Raw genomic sequence first — 19789 nt, forward strand, 5'->3', positions numbered from 1 at the left:
TATGAAAAATGAAATTGATTTTCTTAACAGTTTTGAAATCGTATATCAACCGGCCAAAAATAATTCGCCAAAGATCAATTTCTTGCACGAATTGTTTTCTCAAGTTACTGAACTTCCATGTATTATTCGAGATAGAATCTGTCAGGAATGCAACTGGAGCACCCAGACGTTTTATCGAAGAATTAAGACTATAAAGGATAAGGAGAGTAGGTCAATTAAGTCATTGAGCAATGCTGAAAAGAAAAAAGTCGCAGAGGTTTTTCACGAGGAATATGATAACCTGTTGATTCGATTTGCAAATTGTGAACGTGATATAAACAAATTTATATGAGGGATACATCATATATTGATTCATTCACACTGTTTCTTACAGAAATATTCTTTGAATCCCGCCACAATGAAAAGGTACCAGAGGAATTATTCAGCCCAATATTAACTAAAATGAGGAACGTTGCAAGGTTTGTTTTTAGTAGGTATCAAACAAAATTCCCTGATAATGATTCCCAACTGTCATTAAGTTACAGTGATCTAAAAGACAAACATTGTCTTTTAAAACTCAAGTATAAAAATCTGAAGAGTGAATTAGATTTACAGAAGCAAAAAAGAATTGGAGAACACAAAAGGTCTGAATTGTATTATAGCCGATACTGGGAAATAGCCAAATTTTACGGCTATTATTTTTCTACTAGCGATTCAAATAAAGTCGAAAACAGTAATGATCCTAATACTTAATATTATTTCTAATGCTAAAGAATACAGCTACACATTATGTAATAATTGACAATAATCTGAATGCTCCTAAAATTCGTAAATTCAATATTGTTTTATTAATAAAAATTGAATTTCGTGAGTTTATGGAAATGGATAGCGGGAATTACATGGGGGTTTTTATTGATGGAACAAAGGATTTTTTTCGAGGGATAAGAAGTGACAAAAGAACTTGGATAATGGACCTTAATTTAGATATATTACCTCGTCCGCAAAAACAAATAGAATCTGTTTACAAGGTGGTGCATATTTTCAAAGGAAGAAGAGGAAGAGCAGGTTCGCCCGATATTAGCATTCTGGTGAACATATCGTAGCATTAGATTTACCAATTTTATATGTCTATTTTCAAGGTCATGCTTAAAACATGACCTTGATTTTTAAAATATAGTTATAATATATCCTAAATCAGGACAGTTGCTAAATTGCTATTGCTGCGGGTTCATCATTTATCCTTTTAACAGTAACTACTGGCAATTTTCCGAATTTCAAATCTCCTTCAGTGGTAAACAAGACCTTTTCAAGATCTGCAACATTATCGCTAATTTTCCTCTTTGTTATTTTTGTATAGATTTGTGTTGATCGGATATTATTATGCCCTAGTAATTTACTTACGGTTTCCAATGGTACACCATGATCGAGACAAATCGTAGTTGCAAAGGTATGGCGAGCAACATGGCTAGTAAGATTTAATTTTATACCGCAAATATCTGCTATTTCTTTCAGGTACCCGCTATAGTTATGATAACTTCTAACAGGCAAGAGCTTGTTGTTTGCTATACAGAATACATCATTTTCATATTTATCGACTATAGCAGAAGGTATTGGCAATAATGGCATTCCTTCCGGGTTACCTGTTTTCTGCCTGTCAATCATTATCCACCTCTTACCATCGTTTCCAATAAACAAGTCATTTCTAGTCAAATCCAATAATTCCTGAAAACCGTAGCCCGTAAAACAAGCAAAAAGGAAAACATTTCGAGCATGATCTAAACGACCTATTAGGGATTTATTTGCAATCGTAATAATTTCTGATAATGTTAAATACTCCCGCTTGGGCTGGTCATAACCTACGACATATGTACTCCATGCGTTAGATGGTACCCATTTCCTTTCAGTAGCTAACTTTAAAAGGTGCTTAGTATTTTTTAAGTATTTCCGGGCGGTATTTTCTTCAATATTGTGATGCAGGACAAGATAATTCATGAAGTCGTCCGCATGGTGAAATTCAATTTGAGAAAGTGGCACGTCCCATTTTTTGAATTTGAAGTACAAAAATTCGCGGATCTTCCGTTTGGTCGTTGCCCACTTCTTTAATGTGCTTTTAGCTCTTTTCCCCTTTTTTGCAAGATGGGCAAAGTTTGCGTACTTAAAATTAAACGTTTGTAGTAGGGTTCTTTCTTGTGGGGGCTTTTCAGTCTCTATACTCGGCTGATGAAGAGTACCTGTATAGGATGCTTTTAAAAGTTCAGATGAAACAGTGTTGTACTGGGCCTCTAACCGTAAATAATGGGTTTGCAAATCGGTAACTGTCTTTTTCAGAATGGAATTGATAGAAAAAGCATCATCCTTTCCAGGGTTTTTGATAGTAACTACTTCCTGCCTTTTTTGGTCCCAAAATTCAGGATGGACTTTTGCTCCCACACTAAGCTCAGATCTTAAACCATTAATGGTAAGACGGGCAGTAATTGGTACGATTTCTTCATTTTGAGATTTTTTTGAAAACTCCAATAAAAAAAGAACTGAAAGGTTTTTGTTGATTTTCATAAACACAAAGTTTTTAGGTTTTGAAATGGCCTAAAAGCGCCTATCTGCACACATTCCCGGAATTGTGGGAATAATCAAGGGTACCAATATACGTCACGAATAAGGGTACCCGAATAGGTACCCTTACAGATTGATTTTATTTGTGCGACTTTGTGTTTCTTTTTTTTGTAAACCCGCTGTAGTCAATGGATTTAAACGAAAAAAGGCGCGAATAATCGCGCCTTTGTGATCCCCTTGGGACTCGAACCCAAGACCCATACATTAAAAGTGTATTGCTCTACCAACTGAGCTAGGGAATCGTTTCATTTATTGGGAGTGCAAAAGTAGGAATTAATTCCATACTTCCAATTTTTTTTTAGAAAAAATTTTTATAACCCCTATGCATACACGCTGATCAATATCGTATCTTCATAATTATGACAACTCCTAAAGAACTACCGCTACTCACCTTTGAAACCCAGCAAGAATGGGCCCACTGGCTGGAAAAAAACCATGCGCAACCAGATGGTGTCTGGCTACGCATGTATAAAAAACATACCAATATTGTTTCCATCAATTATGCCCAGGCATTGGAAGAAGCCCTCTGCTACGGATGGATAGACGGCATATCAAAGTCTATCGATGACGTGTCCTTTATGCAGAAATTCACGCCCCGCCGCGCTAAGAGCATATGGTCGGAAAGGAATACACAACATATAGCCCGGCTTACAGCAGAAGGGAAAATGAAACCTGCCGGTATGCACGAGGTAGAGAAAGCTAAAGCCGACGGACGTTGGGAAAAGGCTTATGCTACTTCCAAAGATGCCACTATACCGGAAGATTTCATGGCCGCACTCAATAAAAATAAAAAAGCGAAAGCTTTCTTCGACACCCTGAATAAGCAAAATTTATTTGCTATTTATTTCCGGCTGCAAAGTGCGAAAAAGCCTGAAACACGTGCCAATCGTATAAAAACATTCATCGCCATGCTGGAAAAACAGGAAAAGTTTCATTAAAAATGATAGCCATCCCTGTTACAGGATGGCTATCAACAAGACCGATTATAGCATGCCGTTCTCATGTGACATCACATCAGGAATGGCTTGCATCACCCGCCAATGCTCAGCAATCTGCTTGTTTTCAATACGACAGATATCATAAAAAACAAAAGGAAACGGCCCTTCCTCTCCTGCTGATTGTACCAATACAAAATTGCCTTCTCCAATTACCCGATGCACTGTTCTGTTCACCTGTGCAGCCAAATAAGTATCTAACCAGCCAATAAATGGATCATGTTCGGTATAATCAGCGCTCAACAGTACTGCTGTTGGTTCCAGAAAAAACCGGCTTACTATAGATTTATTTTCTTCCGTTAGGGCGAGGTCCGTAATATCCACGGTACCGTTGGTCATGGTACTATCGCCAGCTGCCTGTTCCCGCTGCTCCTGTGAGGCATCCCAATGCTCTGCCAATCTACCCTCCTCCAAACGATAAAGATCTATAACAGCCCTTCTGCTGCCCATAAATACCAGGTCCATATGCAGCATTACAAAGTCGCCATCAGCAATCACCCTTACTACCGGCGATTTCCTTTCGGCTGGCTGCGGCATTTGCTTCAGGTAGTGTAAAACCTGCAATAAACCGGCCTTGCCATCTGGCACTGTCGGACTATGCTGTATATACCGGTCACTGACATAAGTATCGATATAGGAACTATCCAGTTGCCCAATCAGGTGTTTCAATGCGGCTAATACGATGGCTTTATTTGAAGTCTGTATCATTTTCTTGCTTTTATAAAAGTAGGTAAACGTCTGTCCATGGCGCTATTGCGCAGGAAGACATACAATTGATTAAATGTTGATGTTATGAATTTGGGTGAAAGAGGAACGGACATAACAATCCTATGCTAAGACATTAGCTGTTATTTTTTCCTCTTTAGGAATTCGGATTTTTGGAGATCCGGTTTTGATATGTAGATAAAGTAAATATGCCCTAAAGATAGCAAAGAATAGGAAGGAAAGAAATATTAATATACTTCTTTCCCGAAAGGTGTAAAGCTCAGGCTCATCAATTTGAAATGCTGGCGGCCAAAGGGAATACCAATAATGGTGATGCATAACAGCAGCCCGAATACAAAATGCCCCAGGGCTATCCACAGGCCACCAATAAATATCCAGATAATGTTAAACAAGGTAGCCAGACAACCTGTTTGTCCGGGTACTTCCCGCACCTGGCGGCCAAACGGCATCAGTACAAAAAACGCTATTTTAAAACACTGCAGCCCGAAAGGGATACCTATAATAGTCAGGCACAATAAAAAACCACTTATCATATACTGGATAAATGAAACGAAGCCTCCAAAGATGAGCCACAGGATGTTGCCGATTAGATTCATACCTGTAATAATACGGCAAATTTAAATTGAGTGGTAATGACTTGATAACTTATTCAAAAAAAAGTAGCAACAACTTACACAGTATGCTGACTGGCATATTCTGGTAAAAAAATATTAAAATCAGTTAAACTACTATGAACATTAGAAAGCGGCAGCTGTTATATTGTACAGACAAACTTCCAAAATCAATCAACCAGAACATTGATATAGCATACGTGTAACAAAAGCACCAATAAAATCAGCTGTCATGGTTATTTAATGCAAACGCACGCAAATCAACCAGTTTTCATTTTAATTATCAACCTCTAAAATCCAACAGTATGTGGAAATGTCTACACTCCTGCCAACGCAGGACAATTTCTCTATTCCTGTTACTGTGCTGTTGTAGCGCAGTATTCGCCCAAAACATTAAAGTAAGCGGAAAGGTAACTTCTCCGGCCAACGAGCCCTTGCCGGGCGTATCCGTATTATTGAAAGGCACCACCACAGGCGTTATCACAGATTACCTGGGCAATTATGTGATCCATGTTCCGGGCAACGGTATATTGATATTTAACTCCATCGGCTTTATCAAAAAAGAAGTGGATGTTAATAATCAAACAACCCTTAATGTCATCATTACGGAAGATAACAAGCAACTCGGCGAAATTGTAGTAACCGCCCTGGGTGTAAAGAAGGAAAAAAAGAGCCTGGGATATTCTGTTACAGAGATAAAAGGATCTGATCTTGCTATCACTAATGAGATAAATCCTGTGAATGCTTTACAGGGTAAAGCTGCCGGGGTACAAATAGACCAGGGCGCCGGAGGCCTTTTTGGCAGCACCAAAATACTCATACGTGGCAACTCTACATTAGGGAATAATAATCAACCCATTTTTGTGATAGATGGCGTGATTATAGAAAATAACACCTTTAGCGGTACGGGTCGCGACTTTGGTAATGATCTGAAAAACCTGAACATGGAAGATTTCGAAAGCGTATCTGTCCTGAAAGGTTCTGCAGCAGCAGCTTTATATGGCTCCAGGGCCATTAACGGCGTTATCCTGATCACTACCAAAAAAGGGCATGAAAGAAAAGGTTTAGGCGTTAACGTTAGCCAGACATTCAATGTTTTTAAACCGTATTCCGGACCTGATTTTCAAAATGAATATGGCGGCGGAACAGTAGGCGCTTTCTTTACAGACAACCGCGACCCTAATTATAAACCTAATGAAAACTGGAGGACCAAAGTATTTCCTACAGATCCCGCTACCGGCAAACCTTATATAGACCGGCAGGTTGGCCGCGAACTGGAAAACTGGGGACCACGCTTTTCCGGACAGGATGTGCTTAACTACGACGGCACCCCTACCAAATATGTAGCGCAACCAAACAACTTCCTGGATGCCTTTCAGAATGGCCATGGTTCCGCTACCAATATATCCATAGATGGCGGTAACGATCGCTCTACCTTCCGCCTTTCTTACTCCCGCGACCAGAGTGAGGGAATTGTCCGTAAAAACAGTTTGCTAAAAAACGCGATCGATCTTCGTGTAACACACGTGATCAACAAATTCCTGAATGCAGACGTAAGCGCTACCTACACTGCCTTTGATGGAAAAAATCCACCAAGGCTCGGCGGCCTGGATGCATTTGCATCCTATAATTTTGGTAAACTTTTTTCATGGATACTTCCCAGGAACTATGATACCAGGTACTGGATGCAGAAAGATAAATACACCAGTCAGTTTGGTGGAGCCCCTAATCCTGCTGATCCTAATGAACCCAACAAGTCGCCGGAGTCCCGCTTCTGGTTTAACTTATTTGAAAATGATTATCTGCAGAATGAGCAAAGCATCAGAGGTCGTGTAGCCCTTACCGCTACGCTCACACCCTGGGCTAAGCTCCTGCTGGAAGGCAATGTAAATAATCTTTATACAAGAAATGAGAACAAGGAATTAGGACAGGGACAGAATTTTACCGGCGGTTTATATGGACTCGGGCATACCAGCAAAGAAAGTTACTTCCTGAAATGGATGTTGATGATTAATAAAACACTCACAAAAGATCTTGAACTAAGCGGGTATGTTGGTGGAGAAACACAACGTTACCAAACCACTTTTAACTATAGTGAAACGGTAGGAGGACTGAGCTATCCGGGCAATTATTTCCTGGCGAACTCAGTACAGAAGCCCAAAGCAGATGGTGGACTCTCTACAAAAAAAGCATTTAATTCTTTATATGCCAGTGCTGATCTCGCGTATAAAAATCAACTGTTCTTACAGGCTACTTTCAGGGGCGACTGGTCATCTGCACTTACCTATACCAACGGCTCCGGCAACAACTTCTATAACTACCCTGCGGTGAGCCTTTCCTGGCTGTTCTCCGAAACATTTAAAATGCCGGCCTGGATCTCCTATGGTAAATTAAGAGGCAATATCGCGGCACTGGGTAAAGACACCGATCCTTTTACCATCAATCCCGGATTTGCATTTAATGGTTATACCAACGCTAACGGGCAGGACCTGCCGATATCTACCTACACCCGTTATCCTGATCCGCTCACCGGCAAATTCATAGCACTGGTACCAAATCTGCAACCAGAAAGAAAGATAGCCAAAGAGCTTGGGCTTGAAATGCGTTTCTTTAAAAGCAGGTTAGGCATTGATGTTTCCGTATACCAGGATAATACTAAACATCAGATCCTGAATATCGGCACACCGCCTGAATCAGGATTGGAAGGCATTATCATCAATGCAGGAAATATTCAAAACCGGGGGATCGAAATATTACTCGACGGTACACCCGTTAAAACAAAAAACTTTGAATGGAACAGCACCTTCAATTATTCACTGAACAGGAACCTGATCAAAGAATTATATCCCGGCAGAACAGAATTTGACCTGAAAGCAGATATAGGCGAAATAAGCACCTGGGCAATTGTAGGTAAGTCATACGGTACACTCCGTACCACTATCCACTCTAAGACATACCAGGCTACTGATGCCAATGGCAATCCCATAGCTGATCCCAACAACGGCAAGCCGGAACTGGCATGGCGCTCAGATGCCAGGGCCGGATTTCCTGCCCGCAGCAATACACTGCAAGATGTAGGTGATATCAACGCCAAATTCCGCGGTGGATGGGGAAACACATTCCGCTACAAAAACATCTCGCTGAATGTATTACTGGATGCTAAAATTGGCGGCGACTTTGTTCTGCTCACTTACCGCTATGGCACACATACCGGTGTATTCCCCAACACCCTACAGGGCAGGGATGCAGAACACGGCGGCATTACCTGGACCAGCAAATACGATTCACAGACATATGACGACGGTCTGATCCCCGATGGTGTGTTTGCTAAAGGTCAGAAGATACAACAAGCTGATGGCACACAGGTAGATGTTGGCGGCATGACCTACGCACAGGCTTACGCAAAAGGTTACGTAGAACCTACACACGCTCCGCAGTTCTATTACCGTTACGGCTCTTCTTCTACCGGTGTATCAGACTACTGGATTAAAAAGAATTCATGGATCTCCCTGCGGCAGGTATCCCTGGCGTACCAGTTCTCTGAAAAAATTTGTAAAAAGATGAAGATGAATAATCTCAGTGTCGCCATAGTAGGACGCGATTTATTATACCTGTACAATTCACTGCCATATAATTACAATCCTGCTTCCAACAACTCCAACAACACCGCCTTTTCAGGTGAACAAGGCTTTTTACCAATGGTACGATCTATTGCAGGTACTATCAGGATTGGATTGTAAAGCAACATAACGCAGTAAAATTTGTACACACTAAATAGCAAGATCATGAAAAAAATATTGAATCGATATACAGTTACCTGCCTATTGTTGCTACTCACAGCAGATTCCTGTACAAAAAACTTTGGTGACATCAACTCCAGCCCCAGCGTGGTAAACAAGCCGGATGTGAAATTCCTGCTCAGTTATGTGGAAGACAAGATCATCACCTACCAGGGTACAGAATGGGTATGGGAAAGCATGGAACAACTGATGCGTTTTACGCAACATGTGACTTCCAGTCCTTATGAGATCACCAACAATGTAAATACCCGATACAATACCTACTACCTGGATATATTGCCCAATCTTTTTGAAATAAGAAGGCAGGCAGATCTGATGCCGGCAAAAGAGCAATACCAGAAAGTAAAAATGGTCACTTATATATTGCAGGTGATGCATGGCATCAAGGTAACAGACATGAATGGCTCCATTCCTTATTCCCAGGCCATAGAAGGCCGGTATGACAGCAAATACAGTCCGGTGTACGATCAGCAACAACCACTGTTTGATAATTGGCTCTCCCAGTTAAATGATGCCATTAAAACATTATCAAATGCCTCCGTCACCAACCAGGTTGATTACGGCAAATCCGATATCTTTTACCAGAGTGATTGGATCAAATGGGTGAAACTGGCCAACACACTTAAGCTACGCATAGCTGCCCGGCTGGAAAATACTGATAAAACAAAATGCCAGGCTATCTTCCAGCAGGTACTGCAGGATGCTACCGGACCAATTGATGGAGATGCTGCGCAGGTAAAATATATGAATCTCTATACGCCCTTTGGGAATAGCGGTGATATTGATTATCGTAGTCGCCGTTATGCTACTACTTCAATTATGCAGTTCTTAAAAAACAGCAACGATCCGCGTTTGCCCATTTATTTTCAGCAGAATGACCTGGTAGGCAGTTATAAAGATACACTGGCTAAATACAACGTATCCCTGCCGGCCTTTATTGACCCCAATGATCCGTTGATCTCTTACCAGGGCGGACCTGCAGACTGGACCACCAATCCCACTGTAGCGGCCTATATCAGTAATAGTTTAATTGTTAGTCAGTATACAAAGTATTTCCTGATATCTGCTATCAATCGCAGGTTCTTTTCTCCTAAATTAAACCAGGCAACCGGTAACTTCCTGGATGTATCTGTGACTTATGCAGAGACCTGCTTTTATATTGCTGAATTCATTCAGAAAGGATATGCCGGCGCAGTAGATACAAAGGGTACTGCAGCCGACTGGTACAAAAAAGGTATTACGTCATCCATACAAACCATGAACACAATTGCTATAGCCGCTGGCTCCACAACGGGTTTCACTGGTACCGGCGAAACAGAAATCAATAATTACCTGAATAATCCTGTGGTGAAATTTAATGGCGTTAATGACCTGGAGCGTATCTACATACAGCAATACCTTGGTCTTTATCGTCAGCCAAATGAAGCGTATGTATTTTGCAGACGTACGGGCTACCCTAAAACCGGTTCTGCCTATTATGCACGGGAAACATTCAACGAGTTAATACCACGGCGTTTCTGGCTTACGGATCCCGGTGAAGTAAACCGCACCAATTGGATGGCAGCGATGCAACAACAAGGATTTACACCAAATGCACAGGATATTACAACACTTAGCTCGCAAAGGGTTTGGTATGATAAAGCAGCGCCTGATTTTGGAAAGGGGAATTAATTGAAGTAGAATTGTCTGAACCAGGATTTAACAGATTTAATGGATTACCATGATGGATGCCAAAGATTGTAGTGAAGATCTTTGCGTATATTGTAAACAACATAACATCCATCATGGTAATCCATTAAATCCGTTAAATCCTGGTTCAGATAATTAATGGTTGGTAATATTTTTACGGCAATCGCACACTGATCACATCTTTTCCATTCCAGTCTTTATTAAGCACCAGCTGTCGTTTATTCATCACCGTTACTTTATAGTTCTTGTGCTGCCGTACTACAGTGATGTCCATATCAGCACCAAAAGCCCTGATGTGGCGCAACGCCATATGATTCCACGAAACGGGTAAGCGGGGACACATGTTAAACTGTCGAAGGCCGGTTGGTACCATACCAAAAAGACCTTCTGTTATCACCCGGCAATACAGTGCACTTTCCGCTGAGAGATGCCGCTGATCTCCTTCCGGCCATGCTTCTACAGGATAGGGTACATGTTCTCCCAGTAATCGCTGACGGGTATACCAGGCTAAATATTTAAGCGTAGTATCCGTAGCACCTGCAAAGAAAAGACCGCGAAAAGCGTACAACGTGGATCTGTCCCAGAAAGTATGATCTCCTGCAGCGGTGAGGATACCGTTGTTTGTCCACAGGTAAGGCGACAGCAATGCCTGCATGGTAGCATCTTTGCGGTCAAATAATCCCATCACCAGTGGTAAACAGATCCAGGAGCGTAAGGTGTTATTTTCTTCATAATACCGGTAAGTATTATATCCCTGCACCTGGTGACCAAAGTATTTTTCAATGGCGGCAGATAGTTGTCCTGCATGGCTTTTATAAACAGCAGCGGTATCTTTTTGTCCTAATGCAGTGGCCAGATAAGCCGCACTCTGATAGGCCCCGTAAGCCAGTACATTGGTAGAAAGATTAGCCTTACCGGCCGGGAAGCGCCCTTCCAGCTCATCTGCATCAGACGTGATGATGCCGTTTGATTGTTTTTTACGTTCCAGGTATTGCAGGCACCATTGTATCAACGGATACAACTGCCGGGCAGTGGCGGTATCCCCGCTGGCCAATGCAAAACGGGCAGCCCCATAAGCAATCATCGCCTGATCGCCACGATCACCGGCACCATTCCAATAACCATCACCTTCTGCAATGATAGAACTCGGAATAGGTTTATACTCCGGATTCATATATTGCGCAAATAACCGGAAACTATTTACTGCAGATTCATTGCCATTGATATTACCCAGAAAAGGGAAAAACGGATTAGCATATTCAGCCTGATCGTTTGCCCATATAGCCGCATAATAAGCGCCACCACCAGGGCCATGCATCAATCCGGCTTTAGTATCATAAATACTTTCCGTGGCGCGGATCTTGGCAAAATCAAAACCACGGTTAATAGTGTCATTAGGTGTTTCCAGCACCAGGTCCTGCATCAGCGTTTGTACAAATTCTTTTCTGCGTGCCAGCTCGTAAGCGGATGAAAAATAACAGGGCGGTGTGGTTACCTTTCTTGCAGAATAAATGATTGTCCATTCTTTCTTTTCGCCGGGAGCCAGTGTGAAAGTGCCTTGTCCGTTACCAGCAGCAGTAATAATATATTCACCATATACGCCTTTATCAGCCGGTGTATGTATCTCCCTTACAACACTATCTATATGTACGGTACATGCTTGCCCGGAAGTATTTACCAACTGACGTTGCTGAATGAAGACAGCCTTGTCAACAGATGGAAAAAGTATGTCCGTTACCGTTAGTGCAGTATTGGTGCGGGAATGAATACATATGATTCCTTTGAGATAAAAATCTACCGGTACTGTTTGCAGTAGCACACCATTCACAGTAATGGCAGGTGATTCGCTGCCATCAAAGGTAGTTTTAAGGCTGGCATGTGTATCGTTGGGAATGGTACGCAGCATGGGAAATACCAGCTGCTTTTTCAGCACCAATGCACCTTTATCGTCCACACCATAGGTGATAATAGCGGAGAGTTGTTTGCCGCTCATTTCAATATGATCTGTATGGGCATTGCCGGCCTGCACTGTCCATTGAATACCTCCATCGCCGGCAAATGCCCAGCGGGGCGACTGTGCCAATGCACCATCGTATAGGCATAACAGTAATACGCTTAATAAGATGTTCCTTTTTTTCACTGTTGCTGTATAAATTCAATTAATCAATAATAGCTGCGAAACCGCCACCAGGAGCCAGGTGTATACTCAGCTTATCCTGACTGGTAACCGTCCGTTCTTCTTTCTTATAATCAGTAGCATTCCTGTCTGCATTAATGCCATCGCGGAACAGGGTAATATGATGTGTACCGGGTGGCAAAAACGACAAGTCCGTTATAACATCGCGGGCTGTCCAGTTGGTCATCGCTCCCAGGTAATATTTGTTATCTTTTTTACGCGCCATCAGCAAATACTGACCAGTATTACCTTGCAGCGGAATGGTCTGGTCCCAGGTAGTAGGAATGCTGGTGATAAATCCGGTGCATTCCTTTTCCCTTTCGTAAGCCGATGGATTATCGCATAACATCTGCAGGGGCGCATCATACAACACGTACATGGCTAACTGCTGGCAACGGGTACCCTGGCTCATAGGCTTATCATATACGATGGCAAAATCCCGTTGCTGTGCGTTGCGCATAGCACCAGGTGTGTAGTCCATAGGACCTGCAAACATTCGTATATACGGCAGCGTTACTGCCATCTGCGGACTGGCATTTTTATCAGACCATTTATTATGTTCCATTCCCTGCACACCTTCAAAATTAATGACGTTGGGATAAGCACGATTAATACCTGATGGTTTATGTGCACCATGAAAATCTACCAGTAAATGATGATTGGCTGCTGCCGCCGCACAACGCCAATAGAAATTCACAACCGCCTGGTCATCTCTGTCCATAAAATCCACCTTCACTCCTTTTACGCCCCAATCCTGAAACAGCTGCATAGCCGGTTGTAGTTGCTCATCTAATGTACGCCATACGCACCATAAAATGATGTCTACATTTTTTTCTTTTCCATAAGCTATCAGCGCTTTTACGTCTACGTCCGGCACAATTTTCATCAGGTTACCCAATTCATACCATCCTTCATCCATAATGATATAAGGGATATGATTTTTTGATGCAAAATCAATGTAGTATTTATAAGTAGCTGTATTTACACCGGCTCTGAAATCCACACCTGTCAGGTCCCAGTTATTCCACCAGTCCCATGCCACTTGTCCGGGTTTAATCCAGGCTGTTTCTGCCAGCCTGTTAGGCGTACCCAGTTTGTACACAATTTCATTATTGAGCAATTGGATATCATCTTTCGCCAATGCCATGATACGCCATGGGAACGCGCGTTTGCCGCTGGTACGGGCAATATAATCGTACGCAGCAACCGGAAAGAAACGACGGTCCCAGTCTTTAGCTCCCCGTTTATTTTCGCGCTCCGTTTTTACAACCGGTGGGAATATGGCCTTCATGGTTCCCTTCTCTCCGCCTGTAAAATACAGACCGGGATAATCATACAGGTCAGACTCTGTAATCAATACATTCCCGGCCTGCGGAGTTGTTATCAATAAAGGTAATTGGGTATTACGGGTATTCAGCAGGCTATCCATTCCCTTCTTTTCATAGGTATGCTCATAATGGTTCATCCACCTGTTTACCCACTGAAAATAGGCCTCGCTGCCTGCAGGCACCTGCACATTGCAGGTTTCATATTTCACGGAAATACTGTCGGGGAAGTCTGTCTCAAAGCGATAAGCTACCGCATCATTATAAGCCCGCATTACTATCGCGTAATGATCGCGGAAGTTAAGTTGCAGTTCATTGTACTGATCAGTGATGACATTATTTTTGATGGCTACTACCGGCTTAATCTGTTGCTGTACGCTCTTTGTTTTTGCGGCTGTTACCTTTCCGCCAATACCAGGCATCTGCCCACTGGCCAGTTCCATGGCTGCATCCAGCCGGGTTACACAAACCTGCCCATTGTTACTAACGGTGAAGTGCACACTGTCGCGTGTAAAAATCTGCACCACAATTTTCCCATCCGGAGATGACAGGTGATAATCCTGCGCATGCAGCTGTGTGGTGAAACACATACAGATGATAGCAGCGTATAAAAAGAATGGTTTCATAACGTAATACTTTTTTAAAGAGATGGAGTACAAACATGGATGAAATACCGTGTGCCGCCACGGCCGCCTTTAAGAATTAATAGCCTGGATTCTGCACCAGCAGGTTATTTTTGTTTATTTCGTCACGGGAAATTGGCAACAGATAATTTTTTGATTCATCAAATTTCCGCTTCTGTAAACTAAAATAGGTATAGGAAAAAGAGGCATCGGGATTTTTAGTCAATTGTACGCCCATCAATGGTTTATTATCGGTTTGTCCGGCTATTTTCCAGCGGCGTACATCCATGAAGCGCATACCTTCAAAACAAAATTCAACAGCTCTTTCATGTGCAATCCTATCCATCAGATCTGTACCCGTGGCTGTTACAGCAGGTAAACCAACGCTGGCACGGGAACGTACCAGGTTCAGGTATTTACGCGCAGTAGCTTCGTCGCCCAGTTGATATTTCGCTTCTGCGTAATTCAGGTAAATTTCTGCCAGTCTGAAAATGATCCAGTTCTGGTTGCTGCCATGCGAACCCATTACATAGGATTCATCGGCATACTTACGCCAGCTGTAGCCGGTAAGACTCGCATTCCAGGATTCTACCGAACTTTGAGGACTGTCCATACCGCCTTTAAAATACTCCAGTTTCCTGCCTTTGAACGTTGCACCATTGTAAAGAATGTCAGCATAAAACCGGGGATCACGGCCCACATAAGGCGCAGTAGCATCATATCCCGATCCTGGTTCAGTGATCATCTTACCATTATTCATTTCAAATGCATCCACAAGGTTCTGGGAGGGGGTGTATACCGACCATCCGTGAAAACCATTGGGCCAGATGTAGAGGTCGAGGCTTGAACCGTAATCGCCTAAGGTTGGATCATAAAAAGTACCATCCATACCAAAAGACATAATCACTTCCGGGCTGCTTTTATCCAGGAATATTTTACTGTAGTCGGTTCGTTGATCCAGCGAATAAGTTCCCTGATCAGCGAGATCAATCAATGCTTTGGCCGCATCTGCTGCCTGTTGCCACCTGCCGGCTTCACCACCAGGATTATTCAGTTTGCTCGCAGCGTATAACAGCAACCTCGATTTTAATGCCAGCGCACCGCCTTTGGTAACCCTGCCCTTGTTGGCACCGTCATAACTAGTAGGTAATACTGCGATGGCTGCATCCAGGTCTTTATTTACAAAATCAACACATTCATCATAAGTATTACGTTTCACTACAAAACTCGCATCTGATAAGGAATAAATTTTTGTAATAATTGGTACACCGCCATAACGGCTGATCAGATCAAAATAGCACCAGGCGCGGATAAATTTTATCTCCGCGGTCAACCGCGTTTTCATATCTGCATCACCTTGTACGTTATCTATCTTACTAAGAAACAGGTTGCAGCTTCTGATATAATTATAATCAACAGACCAGTTCTCCAGCGATAAATTGTCCGGGCTTTGTTGTCCCTGATTTATCGTAAATACGCCTTCATAATTATGCCTGGAATAACCTTCATCTGATGCGGCAGAATAACCGGTTACACTGGCTGTAGCGTCGCCGTTGATACAATGCGGTAATACGCGGTATTTGGAATTAACAAAGGTTTCTACCAATCGGATATCACTCCATACATCCTGGTCTGCATAGGTATCCAGTGGTTTTCTGTCAAGAAAATCCTTCTGACAGGAAGCAGCGCCGATCACTGTACAAAGGCCTGCCAATACAAGAGCATATATTTTACTTTTCATGATTGTTCGTTTAGCATTTAATTACAGGGAAATATTAATACCGGCATTGAAGATCCTGGTTTGCGGATAGTAACTACCAACAGCCGCCCTGATATTGGGATAATCTGCTTTTGAAGTAGTACCGTTTAATTCAGGATCATAATCCTTTATCTGGCTAAACACCAGCAGGTTAAAGCCATTTACGTATACACGTACCTGTTGGAGATTCAGTTTAGCAGCCAGTGTTTGCGGTAATACGTAGGACAGCTCTACTGTTTTCAGACGCAGGAAAGCAGCATTTTTGAGAAAAAAATCTGATTTAAGTGTATTAATATTATCTCTGCGATCAAACGAAGCAGGGAAATTGGCGTTGGTATTATCAGGTGTCCAGCGGTTGTCGAACATCCAGTGTGGCGGTGTTAATGCACCACCATTTCTCGCAGGTATGATCAGCTGTTCTGCTTTTGCCTGTCCCTGCCAGAGTACATTCAATCCTATTCCACGGTAATTAACCCCCATGGTTACACCATAAATTACCTGTGGTGTGGGGCTGGAATAAACTCTTTGCATATCATTTCCGGTAATCTTTTTATCACCATCTACATCCAGGAATTTGATATCACCGGGCTGTGCGCCGGGAAGATGTACTGAATTATCTATTTCTGCCTGATTATGATAGATGCCGGCAGTTTTGTAGATCAGCCAGGAATCCATCGGATGTCCCTGGATCTTTTGCCAGTCCGGTGTTCCCGCTGCCTCATCCCTGAACACTACTTCATTATGTGTGTAGGTGTAGTTGAATCCAACGTTATACGAAAAGCGCTCATTTACTCTCTGCTGATGGAATACTTCCAGTTCAAATCCGCTGTTATTTACCTTACCGATATTTTCCGGCGGCAACATGCCAGACAGACCGGTACTGGTAGGAATAGACGCATTGCGTGGAATGAGGATATTGGATCTTTTCGATTTAAAAACATCTGCATTTACATTTAATTTACCATTCCACCAGGATGTTTCAACGCCCACATTGCGGTTTTCTGCTACTTCCCAGGTGATAAACGGATTAGGTGTTACACCTGCACTCAAACCACGTACATGCGTATAACCATCTCCCAGGTAATAGCCTGCATCCAGGTTATACTGCTGCATAAACTGATAAGGATCTATTTTATCATTACCCAGTTTTCCCCAGGAAGCCTTCAGCTTAAACTGATTAGCCATGGGTAATAGATTTTGGAAGAAAGGTTCTTCTGAAAGTCTCCATCCCAGTGAGATACCAGGGAAAACGCCCCAACGGCTGTCAGCAGGAAATTTATAAGAACCATCGTAACGAAGAATTACTTCTGCCAGGTATTTATTATTATAAGCATAGGTTGCGCGGCCAAAAACATTCCGTCTTGCGCTCTGGCCTACATTGCTACCGTTATCTTTTCCCTGATCATCCCCTAAAAAAAGCTGGTCTACCTTATCACTTAAAAACGAGTTGCGGTAAGCATTGATACCTTCATTATAGTCGGCACTCTGCTCATAGGCCACAAACCCGCTGATATCATGCACTCCAAACTTGCGTGCGTAATTCAATCGCAGATTATAAGTATTGAGCTTGTAGTTTCTGAAATTCTGATTGATATTGATCGTTCCTTCCGAGCCTTTCATATTAAGGTATTGTTGGGAAGTTTGATCATACTGATAAGCATCCCAGTTATCATACAGTGATTTACCTGCATTAAACTGAAAATCGTTGGCGAGTAATCCGCTCAGCGACAGTCCCTTTGTAATAGCCGGCAGCTTCCATTCAAAAGTGAGTGCGGTTTGTACAAAGTAGTCTTTTACCTTGTTATAACCGGTAGCGCCTGCAGCCATCAGCACCGGGTTGCGGCCGTTCTCCAGTCCGGGACCAGGTAATCCGTTCGGATAATAATCAGGTAAAGTAGGATACGCAGATAATACTTCGCCAAAAATAGATCCGCTGCTGTAGTTGGAATATTTCCTGTCTTCCAGCCTGCCAGACAGGTCCAGTCCTACTTTGAGGTTGGAGGTAATATTTGCATCAATATTGGAACGCAGGTTATACTGCCGATAATTCGTAGCAGAATTACGATAAATTCCGTCCTGGTAAAGATATTCGCCGGAAAGAAAATAACTCACTTTATCTGTACCGCCACTCAGCGACAAGGCATGTCTTGTTTGGGGCGACAGGTTTTTGAGCACAGCATTATACCAGTTAGTATTAGGATGGCTCAATGGATCTGATCCATCTGCATACTTCTTTATATCATCACTGGTAAACTGATGCGGCTCACCTCTCCTGTCACTTATTTCATTCATATAGGTAGCATATTCCGCAGCATTTACCAGCTTAGGCAAACGGGTTGGCTGTGTAAGACCATAGCTGGCAGTATAGGATATAACAGGTTTGCCTGCTTTCCCTCTTTTGGTAGTTACCAGGATAACACCGTTTGCTGCCTGGGCGCCATAAATAGCCGCTGATGCATCTTTCAGCACCGTAACACTTTCTATATCGTCTGCATTCAATCTTTCGAAAGCGCCCCGGTTAGCTACACCATCAATAACAATCAACGGACTGTTATCATTCAATGTACCCTTACCGCGGATGAATATCTCTGAATAATCGTTGCCTGGTTCTCCGGATCTGTTGTTGGCAATAATTCCGGTAATGCGGCCAACCAAGGAATTGGACAAGTTGGCGGAAGGGCTCTGTCTCAGTTCTGTACCTTTTACAGTTGAGATAGCACCTGTAACAGTTGCTTGTTTTTTGGTACCATAACCCACTACCACTACATTTTCCAGGGAAGAGATATTATTTTGCAGGGTTACGTTAACAGCAGACCGGCCATTGATGTTCACTTCCAGGCGTGTAAAGCCGATGCTGGTAAAAACAAGCGTATGATTACCATCCGGTTGCTTCAATGAATAAAATCCTTTTTCATTGGTAGTAGTACCAATGCTGGTATTACTGATAGCCACTGTTACACCGGGCAATGGTTTTCCATCAGCATCTTTCACGATACCTGTAATGGTACGTTCCTGCATTACATTTTCATTGATTGCAGCAGCATATACCACCACTTTTTTGTCGGTGATCCGGTAACGCAGCGTGGAACCGGCAAAACACGCATCCAGGATCTGCGGGATGGTAGCGTCTTTCATGGATATACTGATGGCAGGTGCTTTTTGTACATCTTCATCATTATACAAAAACTGATAGTCGCTTTTTTGCTGAATAAGATTAAAGAGCCTGGAAATCTTAGCCTCTTTCAGTGAGACAGATAATTTAATTTCCTGTGAATAGCTGCTGGCTGCGTGTAGCTGTAGTATACACGTCAGCGTAAGCAATAATGTAATACGCATTGTACGGAAGATTTGTACCAGCAATAGTTTGTTGCCCGGCTGGCGCCAGGAGCATACATTTTTTTTCATAACTTTGAATAGCATAATAGTTAGACAATACCTGTTTGTGCCTTTTTCACAAATACAAGCAGGCTGTGTGGCGTTATTTACCGGGGATGTT

Annotated in this window: 12 protein-coding genes and 1 tRNA gene; 5 read left to right on the forward strand and 8 right to left on the reverse strand. The window is 42.6% G+C overall.

The window, feature by feature from the left end:
• Positions 1-327 precede the first annotated feature (327 nt).
• Together CLV51_RS27365 and CLV51_RS27370 are read left to right on the forward strand one after the other, a co-directional pair.
• Positions 328-732 carry a hypothetical protein gene (locus CLV51_RS27365; protein WP_106531306.1) on the forward strand — a complete coding sequence of 135 codons (405 nt, stop codon included), beginning with the start codon at positions 328-330 and terminating at the stop codon, positions 730-732.
• Between the two features lie 11 nt (positions 733-743).
• Positions 744-1082 carry a hypothetical protein gene (locus tag CLV51_RS27370; RefSeq protein WP_106531307.1) on the forward strand — a complete coding sequence of 113 codons (339 nt, stop codon included), beginning with the start codon at positions 744-746 and terminating at the stop codon, positions 1080-1082.
• 103 nt (positions 1083-1185) lie between these two features.
• Here CLV51_RS27370 and CLV51_RS27375 read toward each other — a convergent pair whose 3' ends face one another.
• Positions 1186-2532, reverse strand: coding sequence for a site-specific integrase (locus CLV51_RS27375; RefSeq protein WP_106531308.1), 1347 nt, complete (start codon positions 2530-2532; stop codon positions 1186-1188).
• A 226-nt stretch (positions 2533-2758) separates the two neighbouring features.
• Positions 2759-2831 (reverse strand) — tRNA-Lys (locus CLV51_RS27380).
• A 117-nt stretch (positions 2832-2948) separates the two neighbouring features.
• Here CLV51_RS27380 and CLV51_RS27385 point away from each other — a divergent pair.
• A complete protein-coding gene (locus tag CLV51_RS27385) occupies positions 2949-3527 on the forward strand; it encodes a YdeI/OmpD-associated family protein (protein ID WP_106531309.1) in 579 nt (192 codons plus the stop codon).
• A 45-nt stretch (positions 3528-3572) separates the two neighbouring features.
• Here the strand turns inward: CLV51_RS27385 and CLV51_RS27390 are convergent, their stop codons facing one another.
• Complete coding sequence (locus tag CLV51_RS27390; RefSeq protein ID WP_106531310.1) at positions 3573-4292, reverse strand: nuclear transport factor 2 family protein; 720 nt, start codon at positions 4290-4292, stop codon at positions 3573-3575.
• Between the two features lie 245 nt (positions 4293-4537).
• Complete coding sequence (locus tag CLV51_RS27395; RefSeq protein WP_106531311.1) at positions 4538-4906, reverse strand: YccF domain-containing protein; 369 nt, start codon at positions 4904-4906, stop codon at positions 4538-4540.
• A 320-nt stretch (positions 4907-5226) separates the two neighbouring features.
• On the opposite strand from CLV51_RS27395, the gene CLV51_RS27400 reads away from it, so the two are divergent.
• Both CLV51_RS27400 and CLV51_RS27405 read left to right on the forward strand, forming a co-directional pair.
• Positions 5227-8661, forward strand: coding sequence for a SusC/RagA family TonB-linked outer membrane protein (locus CLV51_RS27400; RefSeq protein WP_106531312.1), 3435 nt, complete (start codon positions 5227-5229; stop codon positions 8659-8661).
• Positions 8662-8706: 45 nt separating this feature from the next.
• The gene (locus tag CLV51_RS27405; protein ID WP_106531313.1) at positions 8707-10392 is read left to right on the forward strand and encodes a SusD/RagB family nutrient-binding outer membrane lipoprotein; all 1686 of its coding nucleotides are present in this window, start codon (positions 8707-8709) and stop codon (positions 10390-10392) included.
• A 172-nt stretch (positions 10393-10564) separates the two neighbouring features.
• Here CLV51_RS27405 and CLV51_RS27410 read toward each other — a convergent pair whose 3' ends face one another.
• From CLV51_RS27410 to CLV51_RS27425, 4 genes are all read right to left on the reverse strand, one after another.
• Positions 10565-12550, reverse strand: coding sequence for a glucosidase family protein (locus tag CLV51_RS27410; RefSeq protein ID WP_106531314.1), 1986 nt, complete (start codon positions 12548-12550; stop codon positions 10565-10567).
• Between the two features lie 19 nt (positions 12551-12569).
• Positions 12570-14537, reverse strand: coding sequence for a glycoside hydrolase family 97 protein (locus tag CLV51_RS27415; protein ID WP_106531315.1), 1968 nt, complete (start codon positions 14535-14537; stop codon positions 12570-12572).
• A 76-nt stretch (positions 14538-14613) separates the two neighbouring features.
• Entirely contained in the window at positions 14614-16275 is a 1662-nt protein-coding gene (locus CLV51_RS27420; RefSeq protein WP_106531316.1) for a RagB/SusD family nutrient uptake outer membrane protein, read from the reverse strand.
• Positions 16276-16296: 21 nt separating this feature from the next.
• Positions 16297-19698 carry a TonB-dependent receptor gene (locus CLV51_RS27425; RefSeq protein WP_158267172.1) on the reverse strand — a complete coding sequence of 1134 codons (3402 nt, stop codon included), beginning with the start codon at positions 19696-19698 and terminating at the stop codon, positions 16297-16299.
• Positions 19699-19789: the final 91 nt, after the last annotated feature.

The organism is Chitinophaga niastensis (assembly GCF_003014755.1).
In the GTDB taxonomy this organism is placed as follows: Bacteria; Bacteroidota; Bacteroidia; order Chitinophagales; family Chitinophagaceae; genus Chitinophaga; species Chitinophaga niastensis.